Genomic DNA, 26,246 nt, shown 5'->3' with positions numbered 1-26,246 from the left:
CATGAAATGGACAGAAGGAATAGATAAATTAGGTCTTGGGTTGTATTTTTTGCTTTGCTTATTTGCGATAGCCAATATTTACAGTGTAGATGAAGGTTTAGGTAAAAAACAATTGATCTTTTTTGGGATTTCAATTTTTGTAGGCTTAATTATTTTCTTCAGCAGAAGTAAGTTTTTCGAAAATATGTCGGGGATTATTTACATTGGCGGAGTTTTAATGCTTGCCGGCCTTCATGTTTTCGGAACAGAAATTCTCGGTCAGAAAAACTGGTATAAATTCGGAAGTTTTACCATGCAGCCCGTAGAGTTTTCAAAAATTGGAACGGCTTTGATGTTGGCAAACTATGTATCCGGAGCAGATTTCGATCTTAAAAATACAAAATCATTAATAACTGCGTTGGCAATCATTGGTATTCCAGCAGTCGTTGTATTGTCAATTCCTGATGTTGGGTCGCTGCTCGTATTTACAGCGTTTTTTATTGCATTATACAGAGAAGGTCTTTCCGGAAAACTATTTTTGATTGGAGGTCTTTTTGGAGCGGTATTTCTTATTGCAAATTATCTCAATGATCCTCTGCAATGGAGTTTGTGGTATTTCACAGTATTTATTATTGTAATTGGTGGATTGTGGTTTGCATTTAATGCAGCTTTTCTCCGCAAAAATACATATACTCTTTTGCCTGGAGTAGGAGTGGTTCTTTTATTGGCGGCATTGGCATTTATTTCGCCTGTTATTTTTGAAAAATTACCAAAACATCAGCAGGAGCGTGTTGAGGTTTTGTATAAAGGGGAAAGAGAATTTCGTGATACTTCAGGATATAATTTATTGTATTCAAAAACCGCAATTGGGTCTGGAGGAATGTTTGGTAAAGGATATCGTGAAGGCTCTGTAACCCAAGGGAAATTTGTTCCGGAGCAGGAAACCGATTATATTTTCTGTACTGTTGGAGAAGAGTGGGGTTTTGTTGGAAGTGCTGTTTTAGTTTTTGCTTATATGATTTTCATTGGAAGAATATATTATCTCGCAGAAAAGCAGAAATCGGTATTTAACAGGGTTTTTGGCTATTGTTTTGCTTCCATCCTGTTGATGCACTTTTCTATCAATTTAGGCATGGTTATGGGGTTGTTTCCAACTGTTGGAATTCCGTTGCCGTACTTCAGTTACGGAGGAAGCTCGTTGCTTGCCTTTTCTATGATGACCTTTATTTTCTTTAAACTCAATTATGCAGATAAAAACAGTTTGGTATAGAGCTGAAAGTCAGAAGTAGGATGATGGAAGTTTACAATCATTCTTTACAGATAATATTTAAAATCTATTCAATCGCAAAATCAGCGAAATAAAATTTCTACTAATTTTTCCATTAAATAAAATCATAAAAATTTATGAGAGAAGCTTACGTTATTGATGATAATTTCGATAATATAAATTTTACACAACAACCTTTAGAAGTTGGAGAATATGAGAATTGTACTTTCCGAACTTGCAATTTTGAATATATAAATCTTTCTGAATTTAAATTTACCAACTGTGAATTCGTCGATTGTAATTTAAGCATGACCAAATTAGCAGGAACTGCTTTTCGAGACGTTGTTTTTAAGGATTGCAAAATGTTCGGAATGCATTTCGATGATTGTAATGAGTTTGGGATGTCTTTCAGATTCGATGGATGTGCTTTGAATAATTCTGTTTTCTATAAAACGACTATTAAAAGAACCTTATTTAAAAACTCTAAACTGATTGAAGTAGATTTTGCTGAATGTGATCTGTCGAATTCTGTATTTTCCAACTGCGATTTTAGCGGAGCGACATTCGAAAGAACCAATTTAGAAAAGGCAGATTTAAGAACCTCATTCAATTATACCATTAATCCAGAATCTAATAAGCTTAAAAAGACCAAATTTTCACTTTCTGAAGTTCATGGGCTCTTACGTCAATTTGATATAGAAATTGATAAAAATAGCTAAATCTAAGGTTGAATTTTAGTAAAATATTCAAGACTTGAATTTTTGGCAACTTTTGCTTTAAGGCAAAGTCCAGAAAACAATATGAAAAAAATTAAAGCCATCAAAATTTGATGGCTTTATTTATATAATCAATTATTTAAGACTAAAAATTAGTAGAGGCTAAGTTGTTGTAATTATCTCCGTTTTCATTGATTACTCTTTTTGCAAACCTGAATTTTGGTCCCCAATAAGAATCATTCAATGATGAGATCATTACTCCTTTTGATGTTGCTGCGTGAATAAATTTTATTTCACCTTCTTCAGTTACGCTTTCTACAATTCCTACGTGAGAAATTCTTTTTCCGTGAGAGAAGAAAATTAAATCTCCTTTCTGAAGGTTTTCTTTATCGATCGCTTCTCCTTCCTGAGATTGAGATGCTGCCACTCTTGGTAAAGTAAGGCCTGCTGCGGCTCCGAATACTGATAATACAAATGCTGAGCAGTCGATTCCTTTTCTTGTCATTCCTCCATATCTGTAAGGAGTTCCAAGATAAGTTTGAGCTTCTGTTAAGATATTATCAATTGTCTTATTATGTTTGATCGCTTTTGCGATTTCAGAATTTTTTAAAGAATTTTTAGCGTTTGAGAGTGCCACTGCTTTTTCAGAGATAAAAGAGTTGATTAACAACTTTTTATCATTATCCATCTTAGTGTCAATTGCAGCTAGTTTGGCATCTGTTTTGTATTCTTTAGCATAAGTTGCTGGTTTTGAAACTACGTAATTAGTTACGCATGATTGTAGTGATATTGTAGAGACGAAAGCAACTAAATAAAACAAAACTCTTTTCTTCATATTTTTTAATTTCCGGTTGAAAAAGAAATATTTATTTCTCTAAAGCCCTACAAAAGTAGAGATTCCATCTAAAACAGCCTCGATATGATTATTGTCATGTTATTGTTTTAACATATTTTAACATCGTGCATCAGTATGTTAAAGAAAAAGTAGCTGCTATGCGCCTGTTTTGGTGAGTGTGAAGTTTTTTTTATTAAGATTTTTTAACAAAATATATTCGCTTTCCTTTATTCATCGGGTTTTATTATTTTTTAATTTTAAAAGAAAGGTATTAAAAAAACATAAAAAAAGTCCTCCGGAAAACCGGAGAACCTCACTAATATGGAACTTTACAGATGTTATCTTGTAAATAACATTTCTCTATATTTAGTCATTGGCCAAAGCTCATCATCCACCATCATTTCAAGATCATCAGAAGCATCTCTGATAATATCAAATAAAGGTTTTACTTTGTTACAGTAATCTTCTGCCTGCGTCTGACTTTCTTTTACAGCTTTTGCTGCATCTCTTGCTTTAAGTAAATCTTCTACACCAACTTTGATGATAGAAACGTTTTCTGAAATGTTGGTAATTAAGCTCATTTGCTCTTTAGCCAACGTTTTAAATTCTTTATCCCCGAAGATTTCTTTAAGACCTTTTACGTTCTCAATCAATCTGTTTTGATATTTTAAAGCAGAAGGAATAATGTGGTTTCTTGCGATATCACTTAAAACTCTTGCTTCAATATCAATTACGGTAGAATATTTTTCTAATTTGATCTCGTTTCTTGCTTCAACTTCTCTGTGGTTGAAGATTCCTATTTCTTCGTAAAGATCAACAAACTTCTGATTCATTTCCTGCTTCAATGCTTCAGGCGTTGTTTTCCAGTTGTTTAATCCTCTTTTTTCAGCTTCTATAGCCCAGTCATCAGAATATCCGTCACCTTCAAACATAATGTTTTTACACTGCTTGATGTATTCTCTCAAAACATTGAAGATGGCTTCGTCTTTTTTCAATCCTGTTTCAATTAAAGCATCAACTTCTATTTTGAAGTCGTTTAATTGTTTAGCAGCGATCGTATTCATTACGGTCATAGACTCTGCGCAGTTTGCAGAAGAACCTACTGCTCTGATTTCGAATTTATTTCCTGTAAATGCAAATGGAGAAGTTCTGTTTCTGTCTGTGTTGTCCAACAAAATTTCAGGAATTTTTCCAACAACATTTAGTTTTAAATCTGTTTTTTCGTCAGGAGAAAGTTTTCCTTCAGTTACTTTTTCAAGCTCTTCCAAAACTCTGAACAATTGGCTTCCGATAAATACAGAAATAATTGCTGGTGGAGCTTCATTTGCACCCAATCTGTGGTCGTTGCTTGCAGAAGCAATACTTGCTCTCAAAAGATCTGCGTATTCGTGTACTGCTTTAATAGCATTCACGAAGAATGTTAAGAACTGTAAGTTTTTCTTAGGATTTTTTCCTGGGCTTAAAAGGTTTTCACCAGTATCAGTTGCTAAAGACCAGTTGTTATGTTTTCCGCTTCCGTTTACTCCTGCGAATGGTTTTTCGTGGAATAAGATATGGAAATGGTGTCTGTGAGCAATTCTCGCCATAACATCCATCAACAAAGAGTTGTGGTCAACAGCAACGTTTACTTCTTCAAACATTGGAGCTAGCTCAAATTGGTTTGGTGCAACCTCGTTGTGTCTTGTAGTAACCGGAATTCCCAATTTCATACATTCGATTTCCAACTCTTTCATGAAGTTCATTACTCTTGTCGGAATAGAACCGAAATAATGGTCATCTAATTGTTGTCCTTTTGCAGGAGAATGTCCTAATAAAGTTTTCCCTGTTAAAACTAAATCTGGGCGAGATTGATACAATGCAGAATCAACCAGGAAATATTCTTGCTCCCAGCCTAAAGTAGGAGTTACTTTCGTTACGTTTTTGTCAAAATACTGCATTACGTTGGTTGCAGCTTCATCTACAGCATTTAAAGCTCTTAATAGAGGCGCTTTGTAATCTAAAGTTTCTCCTGTGTAAGAGATGAAAATTGAAGGAATACACAAAGTAGTTCCCATAATAAATGCAGGAGAAGTAGGATCCCATGCGGTATAGCCTCTTGCTTCAAAAGTATTTCTTATACCTCCATTCGGGAAAGAAGATGCATCCGGTTCTTGCTGAATCAATAAGTTTCCGCTGAATCTTTCGATTGCTCTACCACCTTCGATAGGAGTGAAAAAAGAATCGTGCTTTTCTGCTGTTGTACCTGTTAATGGCTGAAACCAGTGAGTGTAGTGGGTAACCCCTTTGCTCATTGCCCAGTCTTTCATTGCTACGGCAACTTGGTCTGCTATTAATCTTTGGATTTTTGTTCCTTTTTTAATAGCATCCATAATAGATTGGAATGCCTCTTTTGTTAAATATTCTCTCATTGTGTTTTCAGAGAATACATTTTCACAAAATAATTCTGATAATTTAGCAGGAATTTCTACTGAGTTATCTTTTCTAAAGTCCTTAAAAGGTAAAGTTTCTAATGCTTTGAATCTTAAAGTTGACATAATTGGGTTTGGTTTTGCAGTGCAAATTTACAAAAAAAATGATTCGAAAATAAAACACCCCTATAATTTTTCATTATTTATTTGTTTTAATGGTTTAAATATCGAACACCCCTGTCTTTAATAGGGTGTTGTTTTTATTTTAATTAAATTTATTATTCTTTTCAAAAGAAAATCTGATGAAGCTGGAATTTCTTATTTTTGAGTAAATCCAAATCAAATGATTAAAAGAATTGTTCTTATTACAGCTTTTTTATTTTCCCAAATACTATTTTCTCAAAAGCCAGAATCTGTTTATTATGACAAAGAATGGAAAGTAACGTCAAAGTCAAACGCTTCTTATTATAGACTAATACCAATGAAGGAATTGGGTGAATTGATTTTGCTCCAGGATTTTTATATCGATGGAACTCCGCAGTTTGAAGGCTATGTTTTTAAAAAAGATGAAAATGCATACGTTGGAGATATTGTCTGGTATGATGAATATGGAAATGATAATGATTTCAGGCAATACAGAAATGATACAAAGAACCTTACCTTATTATATTATCATCCAAATGGTAAGCTCAGGAAAAAAGTTCAGTATAAGAATGGTGTGAAAGATGGCGAAACTATAATTTACGGTACTGATGGAGCGATTTTAATGAAGGGAATTTATACAAAAGGAAAACCTACAAACGGAAGCTTTGAAAAAGCAAAAAATAGTGATGATTACGACTATAATACGAGAGGTGAAGAATCACAAAGCAGAATTGAAGATTCTATTGTTCCGCCACCGCCACCTTTGTCAACGACTGTAGGGATTGAACCTCAAACAGTAGAGCTTTTAGCTCCAATCGATGATGAAAGAAACTCTTCGAAAAAATCCAAAAACAGAAAGACTATCACTGAAAAAATATTTTGGAAAGATTCGAAACAACTTGCCCAGGAAATAGTTTATGAAATCGGTTCGTATGATTTTAAACTCATTGGGCAAAAAGATTATGATCAATCAGGGAAATTAATTCAGGTCTTAAATGAAATTGATTTTAATCAATATGTAAACGGTTTTGTAAACGGAGTAGAATATCAATATTATCTCAAGAATAATTTTGCAACAGGGCTTAAAGAGAAAGCTAAATATATCAATGGCAGCAGATCAGGAATGATAATTTCCTATTTTCCAAATGGTAAAGTTTCATCTGAAACAATGTATCAGGATGGTATAAAAAATGGAGACGAAGTGCTTTATTCTAATGATGGGAATTTGAAAAACAAAAGAATCTATAAAGAAAATGAGCCTTTTCAGGGTAATTTTGATGAAAAAATGGACGAGCTTACTGTTAACTTAAATTACAGTAATGGTGTGAAAGAAGGCGAGGCAATTGCTGCTGATGAAGAAAAACACATTGTTGCCAAAGGAATTTATAAAAACGGAAAACCTTTCAACGGGACTTTTGTTGTAGAATTAAATGACCGATCCGATGATTTTGAATTGATTAATGTAGAAAATTTCAAAAAGACCGGATTGCAGAAAGTTTTTGGTTACAGATTGGATAATTTAGAAAAAACGTATACCATTAAAGATGAAAAGCAGAATGGAATGACCACTTTTTATGATGACGGGAAAATTGTAGGAACTTTAGAGTATAAAAACGATGAGCCTTACAGCGGAACTTTAGTAGGTGAAGGAAAAACTTCAGTTTACAAAAATGGAAAAATTGCCGATGAAACTTTTTTTGAAGACTCTTATAATAAGGACAGAATTCAAAAACAAAAAATCTACGAGAATGGAATTTTAGCAAAAATCAAAGACTATTCTTTTACTATTGCTGAAAAACCGCAGGAATTTTATGAAGGTATTTATAAAAATGAAAAACCTTTTTCGGGATATTTTGAAACTGAAGATAATCGTGAATTTAAGCAGGTTGATTATTTGGAAGACGGAATTCGGAAATTTCAATATTCTAATGATTATCTGAAAAATATGGATAATTACAGACATCAATTGTATGATATCAAATCAACCTATAAAAATGGAAAGATTTTCGATGGTGTAGAATATAAGCTGAATGAAAAGCAATTTGTCTCAAGATATTGGAAAAACGGTATTTTGAAAAGTTTCGATTGGGATTTGTTTGCGATGCATTATTTTAACAGGATTCATTTTGAACTGAAAAATAATAATATTGAAATTATTGATATGCAGGGTAAGAAATCTGCGGTGATTACAATTGATATTTCAAAAAACGGATTCGATAAAAAGCTTTCCATCGATGGTAAAGTGATTGATGATACAATAAAAAATTATCTGGAATCGAAATACAGTGAAACGGTAACTCTTTATTATGAGGATAATGATAAGATTATTTCTAAAAAAGTTAATGTGCAAGACGAGCCAATCGAGCCGAGCGAAGGAATAGAATTGTTTTATAAAGTTTATGCTGTTATTGCTGACTTTCCAACAGTTCAAGAAGTATTTAATAATCTTGCAGATAAATTCATAAACAACAAATTTATAGAGGAAACCGACGAAAATCTAATTCTTACAGGAGTTCAAATTGATTCTACAGGAAAGCCAAAAGATGGAATTTTGATTACACCAGCTCAAAACAATACTTATACTTTACAACTGTATATGAATAGAAAATTGATGAAAATTGTAGAAAATGTTACTTTTAATAAAGTGAAGGAAGAAGTGAAAAAGCTGGAAATAATAGATTAAATTATTATCTCTAATATGAAGAAAACTTATTCTAAATTCCTTTTTAGTACCCAGTATTAATGTTAATTTTAAAAACTTTAATCATTAACCTAGGTTTTTAGATTAAAAAATTAAGTTATTGAAATCAGGTAAAATCTACTATTAAATATATTTTTCGTAACTTGAAAGACTTTTTATAAAAAATTTAATATATGACAAATTCTAGAGCAAGAGAAACTACCGAGGCAATTGAAAGACTATACATATCTATGAGACACCTGTTTTATAGAGGTTTTTTCAAGCCAAGTGGAGTTTCTGGAGAGAGCATTAGAAGTTTGTTGAAGACGATCAATCCGGAAATTTACGGTACCATGAGCATTCCAAGCAAGTTGGAACTAGATGGTTTGATGTATGTTTTAGACAGACTTCCAGAGGGTATTGAAGAGTGTGCTTTCATTCATCTTACCTCAGATGAAGGTTTTGATAAAGGAAGTTTCGAGCCGATTGTACCTAAGAAGAGAAGAAGAAACTGTTACCGTATCGATGAGCACCAAATGAATATTGAAGTTCTTTTGGGTCGTTCAGAGATTTATGATATTCTTACGCATTTAACATTCTTATTTATAGAAGCAGATAAAATTCGTAACCTCGCATTTATTCAGGATGAGAATTGGAAGCCGACAAGAGCTTTCAAAATCATCGAAGAAGTGGTAAAAGGGGAGAAGAAATTCAGCAGAAGAGAAAAAGAAGTGGCATTAATCCATCTTTCTTCTTTAATAGGAAGAACTTTTGATGAAACTTTAAATGCTTATAATACTTTTGGCGATGACGAAAATCCAGACAGATTATTCAAGATTATTTACCATTTAGGAAAAGTGAGTCTTGAAGATGCTAAACAGAGCAGAGAAAGAGAGATCTATTTTAGTGCTATTCTTAAAGAAAGAGTAGGGCATCACTATTTTGGTGAAAAATGGGCCAATAAAGTAAAAGAAGTTTTGTTTGAAAATGATCTTCACATGCGTCCGCTACACATTATTTCGGCAAACATGCATTCTGTAAAAAATATGCTGTACGGAAATGATGCTTTAAAGAAAAAACATGCCAAAGAAGTTGATTACAAACTGTATGGTGATATCTCAGACAAAAAAGAGCTTCGCGATAAAGTTTCAAAATATGCTTTAGAAGAAGGTTTAATTCATATTCATGACAAAAGCGGAAGTAATATCGATGTTCAGATTATCGATTTAAGCAAAGTAGATTTAAAAAACACTCCTTTTAATGATGTGAAATTTACAGGAGATGATGTTATCATGGTTTTCGATTATGCATTTGGTGAGCAGGCTTTTGAAGTAATGGATGAATTACTGAGACCTTTCGAGCAAAAGGGTGAGGTTTATATGATGAAAGTGAAATCAGTTTCTATCATGGGGAAAGCAGGAATTCTTGAAGGTGGAAAAGGAGATATTATGATTCCTACTTCTCATATTTTTGAAGGAACGGCAGATAATTATCCATTTGAAAATGCTTTGAAATTAGAAGATTTTAAAGATGATGAATTAAAAGCTTTTGAAGGGCCAATGATTACGGTTTTGGGAACATCCCTTCAAAACAGAGATATTCTTCAGTATTTTATGAATACTTCATGGAAGGCAATTGGTCTTGAAATGGAAGGTGCTCATTATCAGAAAGCAATTCAAGTGGCATCAAAAATCAGACATCACATTGCACCGGATCTTTTTGTTAGTTATGCTTATTATGCTTCAGATAATCCTTTGGAAACAGGAGCTACACTTTCTTCTGGTGGTTTGGGATTGACGGGAGTGAAACCAACCTATCTGATTACTTTAAGAATCCTTGAAAAGATTTTACAAAGCGGAAAGAAAGAAGTTTCTGTAAAGAAATAATTTAATTTAAATATAAACCTCAAATGTTTTTGCATTTGAGGTTTTGCTTTTTCTCCCCTGTATCATTATTAGCCTTGTCAAGGTTTAAAACCTTGACAAGGCTTGTTGAAAAAAGTATACACAATCATCTGTGAAAATCTGTGGGACGCTCTTCAAAAAATTATTCTTTTCGTCAAAATATGCAATAAAAAATTTTAACATTCTCCTTATTAAATAATCAAAAGAATTAATGAGCTGAAATAGTCACATTTGAGCCTCTTTCAAAATTTACTTACCTTTAAAGAAATAAAATTTATCAATGAGAAAATCGTTTATCATCCTTTTTGCGTTTGTTATTTCGCAGTTTCAGGCTCAGCAAAAAGCCTATTACCAGCAGGCTGCACAATATAAAATGGATATCGACGTCAATGCAGAACAATTTACTTATCAGGGAACTCAAACTTTAAAATACCGCAACAACTCGCCCGACGAACTCAACGTTGTGTATTTCCATTTATATTGGAATACTTTTAAGCCTAATTCTATGATGGATCAGAGAGTGGCAAACCAGGGGAAAAACGGTGATTCCAGATTGCAGAAAGATGGTGTTTCAAGGTTAGCATCCATTCCGAAAGATCAGGAAGGGGCACAAAATATTCACTGGATCAAACAAAACGGAAAAAATCTGAAGTTTGAAATCCAGGAAACTGTAATGAAAGTATATCTGGATAAACCGATGAAAGCACATTCAAAAACAACTTTCACAATGGAATGGGATGCGGTGATTCCTCAGCAAATCAGGAGAGCAGGAAGAGATAATAAGGAAGGTGTTGATATGACAATGACGCAATGGTATCCTAAAATTGCAGAATACGATTATGACGGTTGGGCAACTTTCGACTATGTGGGTAGAGAATTTCACGCCCCGTTTGCAGATTTTGATGTGACGATCAAAATTAATAAAGATTATGTTGTGGGAGCTGGAGGAACGCTTTTAAATCCAAAAGAAGTAAAAGGGTATGATGCGTCAGCACAAATTAAAGCTGATCAAAATAAAGCAACCTGGAAATGGGCTGCCAAAAATATGCTCGATTTTGCTTGGGCTGCAGATAAAGATTATTCGGTAGAAAGTTTTGATGTTCCTCAAGGTCCGAAAGTATATTTCGTGTATCTGAAAAATGAGAAAACGAAGGCTTGGGGTGAAGCAAAGCCTTATGTTACCAAATATTTCCAGATCATGAATTCTAAATTCGGGAAATACGCTTATCCTTCTTACGCTTTCATTCAAGGTGGTGATGGCGGAATGGAATATGGAATGTGTACCATGATTTTGGGTGAAGCAAAAAACATTGAAGATTTGATGGGATTAATGGCTCACGAAGGCTCTCACTCTTGGTATCAGCAAATGTTGGCAACCAACGAACCTGTAAGACCGTGGATGGATGAAGGCTTTACAAGCTATGCTGAAAGTTACGTAATGCATCAGCTTTTCCCACGAAAAGATAAACAACCCAATGCTTTCGTTGATAAAATTGAAGCCTACAGAAAATTTCTTAAAAAAGGAATTGAAGAACCTGCTGTTTGGTTGGGCGATCATCACGATAATGGTACAGCATACTCTTACGCAACATATGTGAAAGGTGAATTGTATTTGGTACAGTTGGGCTATATCGTTGGAGAAGAAAATTTGTCTAAAATTATGACTGAATATTTCAAAGAATGGAGCATGAAACATCCTACCGACAGAGATTTCCTTCACATTGCACAGAAAGTTTCAGGCATGGATTTGAAATGGTTTCATCATTATTGGATCAATACAACAAAAACCATCGATTACGGAATTAAAGACGTACAATACGGAAATACCTCTACAACGATAACTTTAGTTAATAACAGTCAGGTTCCTATGCCGATTGATTTTAGCGTAATTACTGCCGACAATAAAATGGTTAATTATCAAATCCCATTAAACATGACGCATACCTGGAAAACCAAAGACGCATTCGGTGAGTTTACCACTTTGAAATACTGGCCTTGGACGCAGAAAGAATATACATTCACAGTTCCATACAACAAATCTCAATTGAGAGTTTTAGGAATAGATTTCAGCCATAGACTTGCGGATGTGAATCCTGAAGATAATTTTGTTGAAGTGAAATAGCTTTTAGTTTAAATAAATAATAATCCCCGAAGAGTTTTTCTTTGGGGATTTTTCTCTTTTGATGTTTATATTTGAGAGTATTAAAAATAAACTTTCATTTAAAATGGATAAAAAAGAGCTTTTAAAATTAATCTACGAAGAAATAGATTTTAAAGAAGGAGAATTTAAAGATGATGAAATTGTCTGGAAAAATATTTTCGGAGCAGAGCACGTTGTTTCCGAGTACAATATTGCTTTTCGAAACGAAATGTTTGCTTGGTATGAAGATAATGACGTAGGTTTTGATATTCTAAAATTGAAAATCAACAGCAACTTTATTCTCGAATGGAAAGTTCCTGTGAATTCGATGGGGTTTTCTTATGGAGGTTGCATGTTTATTGAGTTCTGTGAGAATTTTTTAATCGTAATGTATGCAGATAAACACCGCAGTCAGTTAGTGGTAATCAATACCAAAACCTTTGAGCTTGAAAACTTAGGTGTACTCGGTAGAAGTCCTTCAGTTGATTTGAATGGAAATGTATTAACCGTAAAAGAAAAAAATGAAGAAAGCTCAGGTTTTACAGTGAGATTTCATGATGAGGTTTTTATAAAGGAAATTTTGGAATAATCTTTCAAATGAATCAAAAAAAATATAGGAAGTATTGATTATCCCCATATTTAGTGACAAATTCTGTAACATTTTTAAACTTTTCTTTACTAATATTTAAAAAGTAAACTATGTTCAAACGATTTTTGAAGCTGGAATGGAAAAGTTTTTTTAGAGGATCTTCGGTCGGGATCAATCTTGCCATGAAAATCTTTAGAATTATCGGGATTTGCTTCTTCATTTTATGGCTTGCAATGATGTCTTTTATTGCGTACTTCTATGTACAGGAAGAAATGAAGGAAAATCCGCTGAAGGTTATTTCGCGTTTCATGATTATTGGCTGGTTGATCGATCTGGTTTTTAAATATATGATTCAGCAGATTCCGACGCAGAATATCAAGCCTTTTCTTACGCTGAATATTCCTAAAAAAGTCGTTGTCAATTATACTTTAATTAAAACATTTCTTACGCCGCTGAGTTGGTTTAACTCAATATTTATTGTAACCTTTTGCGGGATTTTGGCTTTCAATGGTTACGGTTTTCTTGGCGTCTTCACTTGGTTTATAGGTATTTCTTCGTTATTTTACCTAAATAATTTCATCAATCTTTTATTTAATGATAAAGAAAATATCGCAATTGGGGTTGGAGTTCTAATTGCTGTTTTTGCAGCTTTAAATTATTATCAAGTTATTCCTGTTTTATCTTACTCAGAAAAGTTTTTCTATGCTCTTTACGAGAGACCTTACTTTGCGGTAGTGCCTGTAATGCTCTTTTTCAGTCTTTGGAAAATCACCTTTAATTATATCCGAAAAAGCTTTTATCTGGATGAGGGTCTTGAAGCCAAAAAAGAGATTGGTAAAACCGAAAATATTGCCTTCCTTAATAAATACGGAGCCATCGGAACTTTTATCAATAACGATATTAAAATGCTGAAACGTAATAAAGTCACAAAAGGCGTTCTTATCGGAAGTTTTATGTTTCTATTTTACGGTTTGCTGATGTTTACGAATGATATATACAGAGGTCCGGCATGGATGATGCTTATGGGGCTTTTTGTAACGGGAGGCTTTCAGTTTGCTTTCGGGCAGAGAGTTCCGGCTTTCGACAGTGCTTATTACCCTTTGATGATGACCCAAAACGTTCCCTATAAAGAATATCTTAAAGCAAAATGGTGGCTGATGAATATTGTTACGGCAATTTCTATTGTTCTAGCTCTGTTTTATTCCTATTTTGGATGGAATATTTATTTCGCCTTCTTTGCAGCAGGATTATACAATATCGGTGTAAATTCTCAGTTAACCCTTTTATCGGGAGCGTATAATAAAAACCTTATTGATCTTAATTCAAAAGAAAAAAGGGTCGGACAAAAAAATACGATCACTTTCAAGGCATTTATTTTAATGGTTCCTAAAATGCTTTTACCAATGGCTGTTTTTTATGTGATGAATTATTTCTTCAATATTTCTACTGCCGTAATTAGTGTCGCTGTTTTAGGAGTTCTAGGATTTATTTTCCGCGAAAAAATATTCGATATTATTATTAAAAAATACAAAACTGAGAAATACAGTACGCTGGAAGCTTTCAAAAAAGATTAGTTTTTAATGTGCCAAGGCAAAAGTAAAAAGAGCCAAGTTTAAAAAATTAAATATAAGACTTGGGCGACCTCGAAGAGGTCAAACAATAGTAGCCGTGGGTGAAAACCCATGGTAATTGAAAATTTAATTAACACCCATCATCAAACACCCAACAACATGATTACAATACAAAATTTAAAGAAAACTTACGGTACAGCAACCGTTCTCAATATAGAAAACCTTGAAATTACAAAAGGCGAAACTTTCGGTTTAGTTGGAAACAACGGAGCCGGAAAAACAACGCTTTTCAGCTTAATGCTTGATTTGATACAGCCTACAACAGGGTTTGTAAGCGTTGAGAACATTAAAGTAAACGAATCTGAAGCCTGGAAAAATAAAGTTTCTGCTTTTATCGACGAGACTTTTTTAATTGGATATCTTACTCCTGAAGAATATTTCTATTTCATTGGCGAATTGAGAGGTCAGAATAAAGCTTCTGTAGATGAGTTTTTAAAGCAGTTTCATGATCTTTTTAATGGCGAGATCGTAAATGCAGGAAAATACGTTCGTGATCTTTCAAAAGGAAATCAGAAAAAAGTAGGGATTGTGGGAGCTTTGATTGGTAAGCCGGAAATCATTATTCTGGATGAGCCTTTTGCGAACCTCGATCCTTCTACACAGATTAAGCTTAAAAATATGATCCGTGATTTTGCTAAAGAAAACGGAGTTACATTTTTGATCTCAAGTCACGATCTTGCGCATACCACAGAAGTTTGTAACAGGATTGTAGTGGTAAATAAAGGGATTGTTGTTCAGGATATTCAGACGACTCCTGAAACTTTACGTGATTTAGAGAAATATTTTGAAGATCAGGTGAATAAGACTTCTGCTGTTGTAAGTGTTGAGTAATTTGTAAAAATAAATTCTTATTTTTATGAAATCTTAATCACAATACCATGAAGATTTTAACCCTGATTCTTTTTTGCGGAATCTTTTTTATTCCTTTAAAAATATATTCTCAGTCTAATTGCAATATGTCGGTGACGTATTCTGAAATGGCTTTTGAAAAATTTAAAAACGCTTACAAGTCAGACAATTTAGATAATGCGAAAATTTTTATCAAAAAAGGAGTAGAAGATGCCGAGCAAGCTTCTGCATACGCTTTGATCTGCGATTGCCCATTAGCGAAAAATTATGCTTTAAATGCTGTTACCTTCGGGATAAAAGCAGGCAAAGCTGACAATTTAGAAGAAGCAAAAAAACAGTCAAAAAAGGCGATGGATATGTCTTTGGATGTAATGACGGCAACGCCTAATTGCAAAAGTGACGAATAATAAATTAATTTCAATTTACGATCCACTTTATTAAAAATAAAAAGTGGATTTTTTTGTGTTCATTTTCAGTATGTTACATTAAGTGTAGCGAAAAAATAAAAATTTCCGTAACCTTTTCAAAATTTCACTGTCTTTACTATAGAAACAGAATAAACCATGAAGCTTTTGTTTAAAAATAAAAAAGAAGATCTGCTGAGCCGGCTGAAGAAGCAGGATCCTGCTGCGCAGAAGATCTTTTATGACCAAAGTGTAAAAAAATTCCTGAGTGTGGCAAAAAGCTACGTCAGCGATTTGTATCAGGCGGAAGATTGCGTGATCAAAGCATTTTGTAAAATTTTTAAACATATAGAAAGCTTTCGCGGTGAAGGAAATTTTGAAGGATGGGCGAGAAAAATTGTGGTCAACGAATGTCTTAATTTTATCAAAAGCCGTAAGACGGTTTTCTATCTTGATGATGTTCATGCGTCTGTTTTGGAAGATCTACATGAAGAGTCAATAGATCTTGATTTTAATGCTCAGGAACTTTTAGATCAACTTCCGGATGCGTACAGAATGGTTTTCAACCTTTATGTGATCGAAGAATATTCGCATCAGGAAATTGCAGATACGCTAAATATTTCCTTGGCAGTAAGCAAAACCCAACTCTTCAGAGCAAAGGAAAAATTGAGAAAGATCTACTTTCAACAACAAAAACAACTGAGAAATGAACACGTTTAAAAATAATTTAGAATATCAGATCAAAAAGCAAATCGATGAGCGGGAAGTAGCTCCGTCAAGAGATTTGTGGTCGGAAATTCAGGCTCAAACCGAAAATACGAGTTCAAAAAAAACTAATCTTAACTGGGTGTTACTTGCTGCGTGTTTTGTTTTGGTATTTGGTTTGGGGACAGTTTTGTTTTTTAATAATGAAACCGAGCCCAAAGTACAGGTTGCAGACACGGTTAAAATTCCTTCTTTAAATGAAGAAAGAACAACAACACAGCCTGAAAAAATAAATTCACAGGAAATTATTGTAAAAGAAGATCAGGGAAAACTGACTCAGATAAAAAATACTTCTTCGGAAGAAAAAATAGAAAAAATAGTTCCTGTAAAGAATAATCTGCCGTTAATTAAAGAAAATCCTTCAGGAATTGCTTCTCAGATAACGTTGAATCCACCAACGAAAATTATGGCAAAATCTGATTCTGCTAAAATTCAAAAGAAAAAAAGATATGTAGATCCTTCTACACTGCTTTTCTCGGTAGAGCATAAAGATGTCATCGAAAGATCTAAGGATGGAAGCAACGTTGCGACGATCGACCTTAATACAAAATAATCCAATTTAAACTAAAAAAATATAATATCATGATTAAGAAATTTATCATCACAGGAATGTTGTGCCTTGTTGCGACCTCAATAAATGCACAAAGAAAATCGCTAAGTTTAAACCTTCAGTCAAAAGAAGATACTACGGTAAGTCCGATTGTAAAAGAGAAAGTAGAAGAATATGCTGCGAAAATAAATGCCATTATTCAGGAAGAAAAGAAACAGATGGAAACCGAATTGAAGTTTCTTCAGGAAAAGAATTTGGATAAAGCAGATTTTGATAAACAAAAAGCTCAGATTGCAGATACCTATTCTCAAAAAATAGATGAAAAAATTGAAGCTTTGGGATTTGATCTAGACCAAGTTATTCAAAAACAGGTAAGATATTCTTTGTTGAATTCTGATGTAACTTCAAATGAAGAATTAAAAGAAAAACTATTGAGAAAGTTTCGACCTAAAAAAAGCTTCGATGGATATGTTTCTTACGGAATTATGACGTTAACGAATGATAAGGCAGATAATGATTTAGATAAAAATTTAGGTTACGCCAATAATCTTGAATTTGGCTTGAAATTTAATTATCAATTCAGCAGAACCAGTCCGTGGGGATTGACTTCAGGTTTAGGTTTTTCCTGGAGAACCGTTCGTACAGATAATAATATGATTTTTGTAAAACAAAACGGAGATGTTTTTCTTACAAAATATGAAGGAAGTCTTGATAAAGCTAAACTAAGAACGGGTTATGTTATGGTTCCGCTGGGTCTTCAGTATAATTTTTCTAAATTGAAAAGCGCAGGAATGGATGTTCAGTACAGACCTTATTTAGGCGGGTTAAGAGTAGGAGCCAATGTTTATGGAGGAATTAAAATGGCAACGAATAATATCGTGAAAGGTGATAGTCAGGGTTTCAGAGATAAATCAAATTATCAAGTAAATCCTTTTGTTTACGGTGCGCAGTTGACGCTTTCTTATGGTACTTATTCCCTTTTTGTGAAAAAAGATTTCAGTAATTTCTTCAAAGACTCTTATTTTCAAAACGACAAAGCTTTGGTTTTTGGAGTAGCTTTGGGATGGTAATTTAAGCTAACAAATAAATAATGAAAAAAACTTTAGGATTAATTTGCTTACTGTATTTTGTGTTGAATGTAAATGCACAAAAGTTGAAAACTTCGCAGGATAGTACAAAAGTATTTTATGATAAAATTTTTAAATCTTTAGAAGTAGCTTATCTGCATAAAAAAGATTTTGACTGGAAGAAATTAAAAACAGAAACGTTTGAAAATCTGAATTCTGCAAAAGATTTTAAAAGTTCTTTAAAAGAAGTGAAGGTTTTACTTGAGAAAATTGGGGCAGATCATTCTAAAGTAATGTATCAAGGAAAAAACTACGGTCCAGCAGTAGAGATTTCGTGGGAGAATTTTAGCAAGCAATGGATGACAAAGTTTGCTTCCAAACCACAGTTTGAGGTAAAAGTCTTAGATGAAAAATATGGTTATATTTTAATGCCAAATATTTCATTTGATGATTTTAGTTCTGAAAATGTTCATAAAATTGCTCAGCCTTTATATGACAAAATAGCTGAACTGAAAACGAATAATAAATTGGAAGGTTGGGTTGTAGATCTTCGCTTTAACACAGGTGGGAATTCAGCGCCAATGTTATTAGCTTTATATGATTTGTTAGGAGATAATGTCGTGTGGGGAACTCTTGATGGAGAGAAAAAACTGATTAATTCTACTAAACTAAATAAAGGAGTTTATGATCAGGGAGAAAAGAAGCCTTCTTATATAAATCCAAACGGAGAATTAGTTGATAAATCTAAAGTGGCGGTTCTTATTGGTGGGTTAACAGCAAGTTCTGGTGAAGTGACCGCTTTAGCTTTTAAAGGAAGACCAAACACGATTTTTATTGGAGAAAGAACTTTAGGAAAAACTACTTCTAATATGGTTGTGGATCTACCTTTTGATGCAAGAATGCCTTTAAGCATTGGTTATGATTGCGATAGAAATGGTAATTATTATAAACAGATTGTACCAGATGTTGCTGTTTCAAAGCAGGATAATTTTGATGATTTGCTCCAAGACAGAAATATTCAGGAAGCAATACAATTTTTCACTAAAAAATAATTTCATGACAAACTAACGAATATCTCAATTTGGCATAAGAATTGAGTAGTAAAAATCAACATTCACATTAACAAACAAAAACACTCCGCAGAACTTTCTACGGAGTGTTTTTGTTTTTATGTCGTTGAGCCTTATTTCAGGCTTCCCACCATGTCTTCAGGTTTTACCCATTCGTCGAATTGTTCAGAAGTTACAAAGCCAAGATTTATTGCTTCTTCCTTTAAAGTTGTTCCATTTTTGTGAGCTGTTTTTGCAATCTTTGCGGCGTTTTCATAACCAATATGCGTGTTTAATGCGGTTACCAACATCAAAGATTTATCAACCAGTTCTTTAATTCTTTCATGATTCGGCTCGATTCCCACTGCACAATGGTCATTGAATGAAATACATGCATCAGCAATCAATTGGGCAGATTGCAAGAAATTATAAGCCATTACCGGTTTGAAAACATTCAGTTCATAATTTCCCTGAGTTCCTGCAAAAGAAATTGTTGTATCGTTCCCTAAAACTTGTGCGCAAACCATTGTTAATGCTTCGTTTTGAGTAGGATTTACTTTTCCCGGCATAATTGAAGAACCAGGTTCATTTTCAGGAATATGAATTTCACCAATTCCTGAACGAGGTCCTGAAGCTAGCAATCTTACATCCTGCGCAATTTTATATAAAGAAACCGCCAATTGTTTTAAAGCTCCGTGAGATTCTACAATAGCATCATGAGCAGCCAAAGCTTCAAACTTATTTTCAGCCGTTACAAAAGGAAGATTGGTGAATTTTGCAATATATTTCGCTACTTTTACATCATAACCTTTTGGAGTGTTCAATCCTGTTCCTACAGCGGTTCCCCCTAAAGCAAGTTCAGAAAGATGAGGTAATGTGTTTTTTAACGCTTTGATTCCGTAGTTTAACTGAGCAACATATCCTGAGAATTCTTGCCCCAAAGTGAGTGGAGTAGCATCCATCAAATGCGTTCTTCCGATTTTTACAATGTCTTTAAAAGCCACTGCTTTTTCGTTCAACGTATTTTTTAGTTTCTCAACTGCAGGAAGGGTTATTTCAACTACTTTTTTGTAAGCTGCAATATGCATCGCAGTTGGATAAGTATCGTTTGAAGACTGTGATTTGTTCACGTCGTCATTCGGATGAACTTCTGATTTGTCGCCTAAAGTTCCGCCATTGTTTACGTGTGCTCTGTTAGAAACCACTTCGTTCACATTCATATTCGATTGCGTTCCTGAGCCGGTTTGCCAAATCACCAAAGGAAATTGGTCATTCAGTTTACCTTCCAAGATCTCGTCGCAAACTTTAGCAATCATATCTCTTTTTGAAGCCGGAAGAACTCCCAAATCCGTGTTGGTAAATGCTGCTGCTTTTTTTAAATAAGCAAAAGCTTCAATGATTTCGTGAGGCATAGAACCTTCCGGACCGATTTTGAAATTGTTTCTTGAGCGTTCCGTTTGTGCGCCCCAAAATTTGTCTGCAGGAACCTGCACTTCACCCATGGTGTCTTTTTCTATTCTGTAATTCATTGTGATTGAAATTTTTTAATTTTAATTTAACCACAAAAGTCACAAAAGAATTTTCTTGCATTTTTAGTTGAATTATAAGAATCTTTAAAGTTCACAAAATGAAGATCAAAGATCTTCAAAAACTGATGTGTTCTTCTAAGACAGTATTTAATTAAACTTAAAATAACTAATGTGTTTAAAAACTTTTGTGTCTTTTGTGGTTAAAAATATTCTCCTATAAAATTACTCAATAATAAAAAACCTCACAATTTATAATCATTATAAATACGAGTATAAGTCTCTGATTTTGCTCATGTTTTTTTTCGTAAGCCGTATTTTTGCACTGAAATAGAAAGTAAATGGATTTTAAATATCAAGATCCGTATCCAATTTTAAAAGACGATACGGCGTACAAAAAATTGACTTCAGACTACGTGAAGGTTGAGCAACATGGAGAAAGAGAAATTTTAACGATTGATCCAAAAGGATTGGAATTGCTAGCTGAAGAGGCTATGGCAGACGTTTCTTTCATGCTACGTTCTTCGCATTTAGAAAGTTTGCGAAGAATTATTGATGATCCTGAAGCGACTGATAACGACAGATTTGTTGCCTACAATTTATTGCAAAATGCTGCGGTTGCTGTGGAAGGCGCTTTGCCTTCTTGCCAGGATACCGGAACGGCGATTGTGATGGGTAAAAAAGGTGAAAATGTTTATACCGGTGTAGAAGATGGTGAATATTTAAGCAAAGGAATTTACAATACCTACCAAAAAAGAAACTTAAGATATTCTCAGGTGGTTCCTTTAACGATGTTTGATGAGAAAAATTCAGGTTCAAATCTTCCGGCACAAATTGATATTTATGCTAAAAAAGGAAATTATTACGAATTTTTATTCTTAACAAAAGGAGGAGGTTCTGCCAATAAAACTTTCCTTTATCAAAAGACAAAGTCTTTGTTGAACGAAAAATCTTTGGAAGCTTTTGTAAAAGAGAGGATTTCAGATTTGGGAACAGCGGCTTGTCCACCTTATCACTTAGCTCTGGTAATCGGAGGAACTTCTGCAGAAGCGAATTTAGCAGCTGTGAAAAAAGCCTCAGCAAAATATTACGATAATCTTCCGACTGAAGGAAATGAAGCAGGTCAGGCTTTCAGAGATTTGGAATGGGAAGCAAAAGTTCAGAAGATTTGCCAGGAAAGTGCCATTGGAGCACAGTTTGGGGGTAAATATTTAACACACGATGTTCGTGTAATCAGATTGCCTCGTCACGCGGCTTCTTGTCCGGTTGGAATGGGAGTTTCTTGTTCGGCAGACAGAAATATTAAAGGAAAAATTACCAAAGACGGTATTTTCTTAGAGCAATTGGAGCAAAATCCGAAAAGATTCTTACCGGCAACTCCGCCACATTTGGAAGAAGCAGTTGAAATTAATCTGAATAAGCCAATGCCTGAAATTCTGGCTGAATTGTCGAAATATCCAATCAAGACAAGACTGAAATTAAACGGAACTTTAATTGTTGCTAGAGATATTGCTCACGCAAAGATCAAAGAATTATTGGATGCCGGAAAACCAATGCCTGAATATTTTAAAAATCATCCGATTTATTATGCAGGACCGGCAAAAACTCCGGAAGGAATGGCTTCAGGAAGTTTCGGACCAACAACAGCAGGAAGAATGGACGTGTATGTTGACGAGTTCCAAAGTCATGGCGGAAGCATGGTCATGTTGGCAAAAGGAAACAGAACGGCAGATGTTACCAATGCTTGTCATAAATACGGTGGATTCTACATTGGCTCGATTGGTGGACCTGCTGCAATTTTAGCAAAAGATAATATTTTGTCGGTTGAGGTGGTAGATTTTCCGGAATTAGGTATGGAAGCGGTAAGAAAAATTGAAGTGAAAGATTTCCCTGCATTCATTATTACAGATGATAAAGGAAACGATTTCTTTGCAAACCTTGCCCATTAAAATTTTTAGTTTGAAGTTATAGGCAAGAGTATTAGCGCTGCAATTGTAGTCTAATATCTAACCTCTAACTTCTAATATCTAGATTAATTAGTTTAAAATAAAAATAAATAATAAAAATAGGGCGTATATCTTTTGGCGCAAAAGAAAAAAGCCCTATTTTTGCTTAAAATTTAAGAAACATGATGTTATCAGCATTTTGGCCGTTTTACCAATTCCTTTGGACAATTTATTTCGTATGTATGTTCCTTGTAGGGTTCTGGTGTATCTTAATGTTTTTCGGTTTTATTATTCCTTTGTGGTTAACTGAAGGTTTGAAAGAATATTTTGGTAAAGTAAAACCTTTTGATCCAGAACAGATCAGAAGCAAATTGCTTACTGAGCAAGAAGGTGTTGAGGTAATTTTCAGCCAACCTAAAGGTCACGGTCCTTTCATTCACGATAGCCACGGGCACAATCACGGACATCATTAATTGATTGTCATTGCTTTCTCACATGAATTCCGAGGAAGTAATATCAAAGCAAAACAACATATACTAAACCACTAATTTATTTTAGTGGTTTTATTTTTTTTATCCTAATCTAAGCTTTTCAGGAGAGACTCCAAACTTTTTCTTAAAAGCACGTGTGAAATTCTGTACGTATTCATAGCCGCATTCTATAGCAATTTCTTTGATCATTATTTCTTTGTTGATAATCATTTTTTTAGCTTTCAACATTCTGAGTTCTGAAATATAATCTACAATTGTGGTTTGATAATGCTCTTTAAATTCTTTTCTCAATTTATTTGGATTAATACCTATAATTTTAGAGATCTCTTCTATTTTAAGATTCTTATGATAGTTTTCATCTAAAAATTTCTTGATTGTTTCTGGCGTTTTAGACAGATCTTCTTCAATATCTTTTTCATTAAACTGTTCAAAAATCAGAATTAATAGTTTGATGATTTTTGCTTCAATAAAGAGTTTTTGCATAACTCCTATTCTAGAATATCCGGAAATTTCCTTCAAGATCATGTGCATTTCTACCGTCATATTGGGTGGAGTCTGCTTATGAAGAAAAATAAAATTATTATTCTTCATATTTTTCAGAATTTCGGCACTTTCAGTGTTAGAATGCGGATCAATCAGATTGAAAACATATTGATAGTTGATCTGTATCTGCAAGTACTTTAAAACTTCCTGATTTTCTGTCCACAATTCTGCACGATTTTCTAATGAAGAATAGTGCAGGATGTATTGGTTTTTTTGAAATTTAAAATAAGTACCACAATCTGATGCTCTCAAATTGATATTGGGACTCAGTAAAAACAAAAGATTAAAACTAGATTCTCCTTCAATAAAATGAGATTTTAGATAATTTTCTGTTGTTTCGTCTTCATTAAAAACCACTTTAATGTCCTCAGATTGAAATAGTAAGCCTCTTTTCTTCTGTTTCATTGTGCGAAGTTTTTTTGTTTCTGTCATAGTTGAAGCAAGCCTGCATCCGATAAGTAAAAATTTGAAAATGATAACTAGGGATTTAAGAAGCAGATTACTTTTGCAAAAGTAAATTAAATTTAGAATAAATAAAAACAATATACATTATGTTTAAAAATTTATATTCTGCTATTGCAAAAGTTGGTTTAAGTGCTTTTGTGCTATCGATTGCAGGAGCGAATTTTGTAAATGCTCAACAGTGGCAAAATGTAGGAAATACATCAATAATATCTGCTAACGGAAGTGGATTTAATGACCTGGTAATAGATAATACAGGAAATTATTATGTTTCTTACTATGATCTTTCTGTTGATAAAGGCTCGGTACAAAAACTTAACGGGACTTCATGGTCTTATCTAGGAGGGTCGGCTGGAGTTACTGATGATTATGCTAATCATAATTCTTTATCCGTGGCATCCGACGGTAGTGTTTATCACTTAAGTAAAGGGAACAATATGGATGTCAATAAATTTTCTGGAACTGCATGGTCTTCTTTGATTTCTATTCCTACGAGTGGTTTTGCAGGATATCCATCTTCAGTAGTCTCATCAGATAATATTTTGTATACGTATGTTCAGGGTACCGTAAGACGTTTTGTAAATGGTGCATGGCAACAAATAGGGGCTAGTGTAGTTTCTGGAACCGCTTACCATAGCAAAATTAAAATTGGAACTAATGGAAAAGTCTATGTTTGCCAAATCTCTAATGGGGTAGTAAGTGTCTATGAAAATACATTAACAGCGTTATCTACTACAGCTTGGACGTTGGTGGGAGGAGCTTCTTTGGGAAATGCTTTTACTGAAAGTGTATATGCTACCTTAGATTTTACGATGGATGCTGATAATAGTTTGTATGTAGTGTATGGTAAAACATTAAATAATCCAAATGACCCGAACAGTTTACTTAGAAAAATCAATGTAAAGAAATTTGATGGTACTAGCTGGTTGCAAATGGGAGACGAAAATTTTGGTGTAGCTGAAAGCAATCTAGATCTTTCAATAGCTGTTACGCCACAAGGAAAACCGTTTGTTGCTGCAAGCAGTTGGTATGAAAACGAAGGTAAAAATACGGTATATGAGATCAATACAACGACCAATACATGGAGCCCATTCGGAGGGAATTATGTGTCTGATGGCTCTACACACTACAATGATCTAGAATTTGATACCAACACTAATAGTTTGGTTCTAGCTTATTCTTTAGATGATTATTTTTCTCAAGGAATTACTGAAGGAACAGTTGTGAAAAAGTTTGCTTTACAAGTTCAGCCATCATGCAATAATACAGACCCAGGAAATAGCCCTGGAAATCTAGGTTGTGTAACATTTAATTACAGAGGACAATCGGTTACATACACAACAGTAAGAGGAACGGATGGTAAAATCTGGCTTCAGCAAAATCTAGGAAGTACGAAAGTAGCAGCATCACTTACAGATTCTGATGCTTATGGAGACTTGTTCCAATGGGGAAGATGGGATGATGGTCATCAGCTGAGGAATTCAACATTATCTGCTACAGCTCCTTCACCGAATAATCCTTCAGGTTTAAATGGAGGAAATGCAGCTTTTCATTCTGCGGCATATAATTCGTCTTCAAACTTTTGGTCAGGAGGAACTGATTCTGATACCTGGACCGCAGAAAACGCTTCCGCTGCAACAGCAACAAAAGGAGTTGACCCTTGTAAAGCCATCGGCTTAGACTGGAGACTTCCAACAGTTGGAGAAATTGACGCAGCGATGGTGGCAGAAAATATTTCAGAATATAATTCAGCGCTTTCAAGTCATTTAAAACTGATTCCTGCAGGAATGAAAGATTATAGTGGTATTTTCTCTCCGGGAACTCGACTTTATCTTTGGTCTTCATCGGCATCGCCTTATACAGGCTCTGGTCAGCATTTGTATATCAGCGGATTCTCAACCTTATCCAATAGTGCAAGCAGAGACGCAGGAATGTCTGTAAGATGTATAAAAGATGTTACTACCGGATTGGGAACTTCAGAAATTAAAAAAGTAACCATCGGTGTTTATCCTAACCCTACCAATGGGATTTTAAATATTAAAACAGATTCTGAAATTATTTCTGTAAATGTAACCAATGTTGTGGGACAAAGATTAAAAATTCAGTATTCTGATCATCAAATTAATATGCAAGGTTTACCAAGCGGAGTCTATATTGTAGAAATGATATTGAAAAACGGGCAAAAAATTTCTAAAAAAGTCATTAAAAACTAACGTTCATTTTAACATTTGATTTGTATTTATCCGACAATTTTATCATGAAATTGTCGGATAATGCTTTTATGATCAGAATGATGATAAG

20 protein-coding genes are annotated in these 26,246 nt (G+C 34.0%); 16 read left to right on the top strand and 4 right to left on the bottom strand.

Going from position 1 to position 26,246, the window contains the following annotated elements; all coding sequences use genetic code 11:
- Position 1: 1 nt before the first annotated feature.
- Positions 2-1,249: a rod shape-determining protein RodA gene (rodA, locus tag AB671_RS01905; RefSeq protein ID WP_066678903.1), complete on the top strand. Its 1,248-nt coding sequence runs from the start codon at positions 2-4 to the stop codon at positions 1,247-1,249.
- Positions 1,250-1,383: 134 nt separating this feature from the next.
- A complete protein-coding gene (locus AB671_RS01900; RefSeq protein ID WP_066678905.1) occupies positions 1,384-1,965 on the top strand; it encodes a pentapeptide repeat-containing protein in 582 nt (193 codons plus the stop codon).
- A gap of 142 nt (positions 1,966-2,107) precedes the next feature.
- Here the strand turns inward: AB671_RS01900 and AB671_RS01895 are convergent, their stop codons facing one another.
- Complete coding sequence (locus tag AB671_RS01895; RefSeq protein WP_066678906.1) at positions 2,108-2,797, bottom strand: C40 family peptidase; 690 nt, start codon at positions 2,795-2,797, stop codon at positions 2,108-2,110.
- Positions 2,798-3,135: 338 nt separating this feature from the next.
- Positions 3,136-5,331: a glutamine synthetase III gene (locus AB671_RS01890; RefSeq protein WP_066678907.1), complete on the bottom strand. Its 2,196-nt coding sequence runs from the start codon at positions 5,329-5,331 to the stop codon at positions 3,136-3,138.
- A 217-nt stretch (positions 5,332-5,548) separates the two neighbouring features.
- Between AB671_RS01890 and AB671_RS01885 the strand changes: the two genes are divergently transcribed.
- From AB671_RS01885 to AB671_RS01835, 11 genes are all read left to right on the top strand, one after another.
- Positions 5,549-8,032: a toxin-antitoxin system YwqK family antitoxin gene (locus AB671_RS01885; RefSeq protein WP_066678909.1), complete on the top strand. Its 2,484-nt coding sequence runs from the start codon at positions 5,549-5,551 to the stop codon at positions 8,030-8,032.
- 191 nt (positions 8,033-8,223) lie between these two features.
- Positions 8,224-9,915 carry a DUF6909 family protein gene (locus AB671_RS01880; RefSeq protein WP_066678911.1) on the top strand — a complete coding sequence of 564 codons (1,692 nt, stop codon included), beginning with the start codon at positions 8,224-8,226 and terminating at the stop codon, positions 9,913-9,915.
- 298 nt (positions 9,916-10,213) lie between these two features.
- Positions 10,214-12,055 carry a M1 family metallopeptidase gene (locus tag AB671_RS01875; protein WP_066678912.1) on the top strand — a complete coding sequence of 614 codons (1,842 nt, stop codon included), beginning with the start codon at positions 10,214-10,216 and terminating at the stop codon, positions 12,053-12,055.
- A gap of 103 nt (positions 12,056-12,158) precedes the next feature.
- On the top strand, positions 12,159-12,662 hold the full coding sequence (locus AB671_RS01870) for a hypothetical protein (RefSeq protein ID WP_066678913.1): 504 nt from the start codon (positions 12,159-12,161) through the stop codon (positions 12,660-12,662).
- Positions 12,663-12,772: 110 nt separating this feature from the next.
- A complete protein-coding gene (locus AB671_RS01865; protein ID WP_066678914.1) occupies positions 12,773-14,236 on the top strand; it encodes a DUF5687 family protein in 1,464 nt (487 codons plus the stop codon).
- 156 nt (positions 14,237-14,392) lie between these two features.
- Entirely contained in the window at positions 14,393-15,124 is a 732-nt protein-coding gene (locus tag AB671_RS01860) for an ABC transporter ATP-binding protein (RefSeq protein WP_066678916.1), read from the top strand.
- Positions 15,125-15,171: 47 nt separating this feature from the next.
- Positions 15,172-15,549, top strand: a complete 378-nt coding sequence (locus tag AB671_RS01855; RefSeq protein WP_066678918.1) for a hypothetical protein — start codon at positions 15,172-15,174, stop codon at positions 15,547-15,549.
- A gap of 156 nt (positions 15,550-15,705) precedes the next feature.
- The gene (locus tag AB671_RS01850; protein WP_066678920.1) at positions 15,706-16,266 is read left to right on the top strand and encodes an RNA polymerase sigma factor; all 561 of its coding nucleotides are present in this window, start codon (positions 15,706-15,708) and stop codon (positions 16,264-16,266) included.
- Positions 16,253-16,864 (top strand): hypothetical protein, encoded by a 612-nt coding sequence (locus AB671_RS01845; protein ID WP_066678922.1) that lies wholly within the window; start codon positions 16,253-16,255, stop codon positions 16,862-16,864. The genes AB671_RS01850 and AB671_RS01845 overlap by 14 nt, the downstream gene beginning before the upstream one ends.
- Before the next feature lie 29 nt (positions 16,865-16,893).
- Positions 16,894-17,931, top strand: coding sequence for an outer membrane beta-barrel protein (locus tag AB671_RS01840; RefSeq protein ID WP_066678924.1), 1,038 nt, complete (start codon positions 16,894-16,896; stop codon positions 17,929-17,931).
- A 20-nt stretch (positions 17,932-17,951) separates the two neighbouring features.
- Positions 17,952-18,980: a S41 family peptidase gene (locus tag AB671_RS01835; RefSeq protein ID WP_066678929.1), complete on the top strand. Its 1,029-nt coding sequence runs from the start codon at positions 17,952-17,954 to the stop codon at positions 18,978-18,980.
- 131 nt (positions 18,981-19,111) lie between these two features.
- Here the strand turns inward: AB671_RS01835 and fumC are convergent, their stop codons facing one another.
- A complete protein-coding gene (gene fumC / locus AB671_RS01830; protein WP_066678932.1) occupies positions 19,112-20,506 on the bottom strand; it encodes a class II fumarate hydratase in 1,395 nt (464 codons plus the stop codon).
- Between the two features lie 338 nt (positions 20,507-20,844).
- Between fumC and AB671_RS01825 the strand changes: the two genes are divergently transcribed.
- Both AB671_RS01825 and AB671_RS01820 read left to right on the top strand, forming a co-directional pair.
- Positions 20,845-22,452, top strand: a complete 1,608-nt coding sequence (locus AB671_RS01825; RefSeq protein ID WP_066678933.1) for a fumarate hydratase — start codon at positions 20,845-20,847, stop codon at positions 22,450-22,452.
- Positions 22,453-22,631: 179 nt separating this feature from the next.
- Positions 22,632-22,922 carry a hypothetical protein gene (locus tag AB671_RS01820; RefSeq protein WP_066678935.1) on the top strand — a complete coding sequence of 97 codons (291 nt, stop codon included), beginning with the start codon at positions 22,632-22,634 and terminating at the stop codon, positions 22,920-22,922.
- Between the two features lie 99 nt (positions 22,923-23,021).
- On the opposite strand, the gene AB671_RS01815 is transcribed toward AB671_RS01820, so the two are convergent.
- Positions 23,022-23,888, bottom strand: coding sequence for a helix-turn-helix domain-containing protein (locus AB671_RS01815; RefSeq protein ID WP_185114094.1), 867 nt, complete (start codon positions 23,886-23,888; stop codon positions 23,022-23,024).
- Between the two features lie 146 nt (positions 23,889-24,034).
- Between AB671_RS01815 and AB671_RS01810 the strand changes: the two genes are divergently transcribed.
- Complete coding sequence (locus AB671_RS01810; RefSeq protein ID WP_066678940.1) at positions 24,035-26,158, top strand: T9SS type A sorting domain-containing protein; 2,124 nt, start codon at positions 24,035-24,037, stop codon at positions 26,156-26,158.
- Positions 26,159-26,246: the final 88 nt, after the last annotated feature.

The organism is Chryseobacterium sp. BGARF1 (assembly GCF_001677955.1).
Classification (GTDB): domain Bacteria; phylum Bacteroidota; class Bacteroidia; order Flavobacteriales; family Weeksellaceae; genus Chryseobacterium.
This window is presented reverse-complemented; position numbering and strand designations above follow the sequence as displayed.

Coding starts and splice junctions, on each gene's coding strand:
- rodA (WP_066678903.1), top strand. CDS start 2: ATGAAATGGACAGAAGGAATAGATAAATTAGGTCTTGGGTTGTATTTT.
- AB671_RS01900 (WP_066678905.1), top strand. CDS start 1,384: ATGAGAGAAGCTTACGTTATTGATGATAATTTCGATAATATAAATTTT.
- AB671_RS01895 (WP_066678906.1), bottom strand. CDS start 2,797: ATGAAGAAAAGAGTTTTGTTTTATTTAGTTGCTTTCGTCTCTACAATA.
- AB671_RS01890 (WP_066678907.1), bottom strand. CDS start 5,331: ATGTCAACTTTAAGATTCAAAGCATTAGAAACTTTACCTTTTAAGGAC.
- AB671_RS01885 (WP_066678909.1), top strand. CDS start 5,549: ATGATTAAAAGAATTGTTCTTATTACAGCTTTTTTATTTTCCCAAATA.
- AB671_RS01880 (WP_066678911.1), top strand. CDS start 8,224: ATGACAAATTCTAGAGCAAGAGAAACTACCGAGGCAATTGAAAGACTA.
- AB671_RS01875 (WP_066678912.1), top strand. CDS start 10,214: ATGAGAAAATCGTTTATCATCCTTTTTGCGTTTGTTATTTCGCAGTTT.
- AB671_RS01870 (WP_066678913.1), top strand. CDS start 12,159: ATGGATAAAAAAGAGCTTTTAAAATTAATCTACGAAGAAATAGATTTT.
- AB671_RS01865 (WP_066678914.1), top strand. CDS start 12,773: ATGTTCAAACGATTTTTGAAGCTGGAATGGAAAAGTTTTTTTAGAGGA.
- AB671_RS01860 (WP_066678916.1), top strand. CDS start 14,393: ATGATTACAATACAAAATTTAAAGAAAACTTACGGTACAGCAACCGTT.
- AB671_RS01855 (WP_066678918.1), top strand. CDS start 15,172: ATGAAGATTTTAACCCTGATTCTTTTTTGCGGAATCTTTTTTATTCCT.
- AB671_RS01850 (WP_066678920.1), top strand. CDS start 15,706: ATGAAGCTTTTGTTTAAAAATAAAAAAGAAGATCTGCTGAGCCGGCTG.
- AB671_RS01845 (WP_066678922.1), top strand. CDS start 16,253: ATGAACACGTTTAAAAATAATTTAGAATATCAGATCAAAAAGCAAATC.
- AB671_RS01840 (WP_066678924.1), top strand. CDS start 16,894: ATGATTAAGAAATTTATCATCACAGGAATGTTGTGCCTTGTTGCGACC.
- AB671_RS01835 (WP_066678929.1), top strand. CDS start 17,952: ATGAAAAAAACTTTAGGATTAATTTGCTTACTGTATTTTGTGTTGAAT.
- fumC (WP_066678932.1), bottom strand. CDS start 20,506: ATGAATTACAGAATAGAAAAAGACACCATGGGTGAAGTGCAGGTTCCT.
- AB671_RS01825 (WP_066678933.1), top strand. CDS start 20,845: ATGGATTTTAAATATCAAGATCCGTATCCAATTTTAAAAGACGATACG.
- AB671_RS01820 (WP_066678935.1), top strand. CDS start 22,632: ATGATGTTATCAGCATTTTGGCCGTTTTACCAATTCCTTTGGACAATT.
- AB671_RS01815 (WP_185114094.1), bottom strand. CDS start 23,888: ATGAAACAGAAGAAAAGAGGCTTACTATTTCAATCTGAGGACATTAAA.
- AB671_RS01810 (WP_066678940.1), top strand. CDS start 24,035: ATGTTTAAAAATTTATATTCTGCTATTGCAAAAGTTGGTTTAAGTGCT.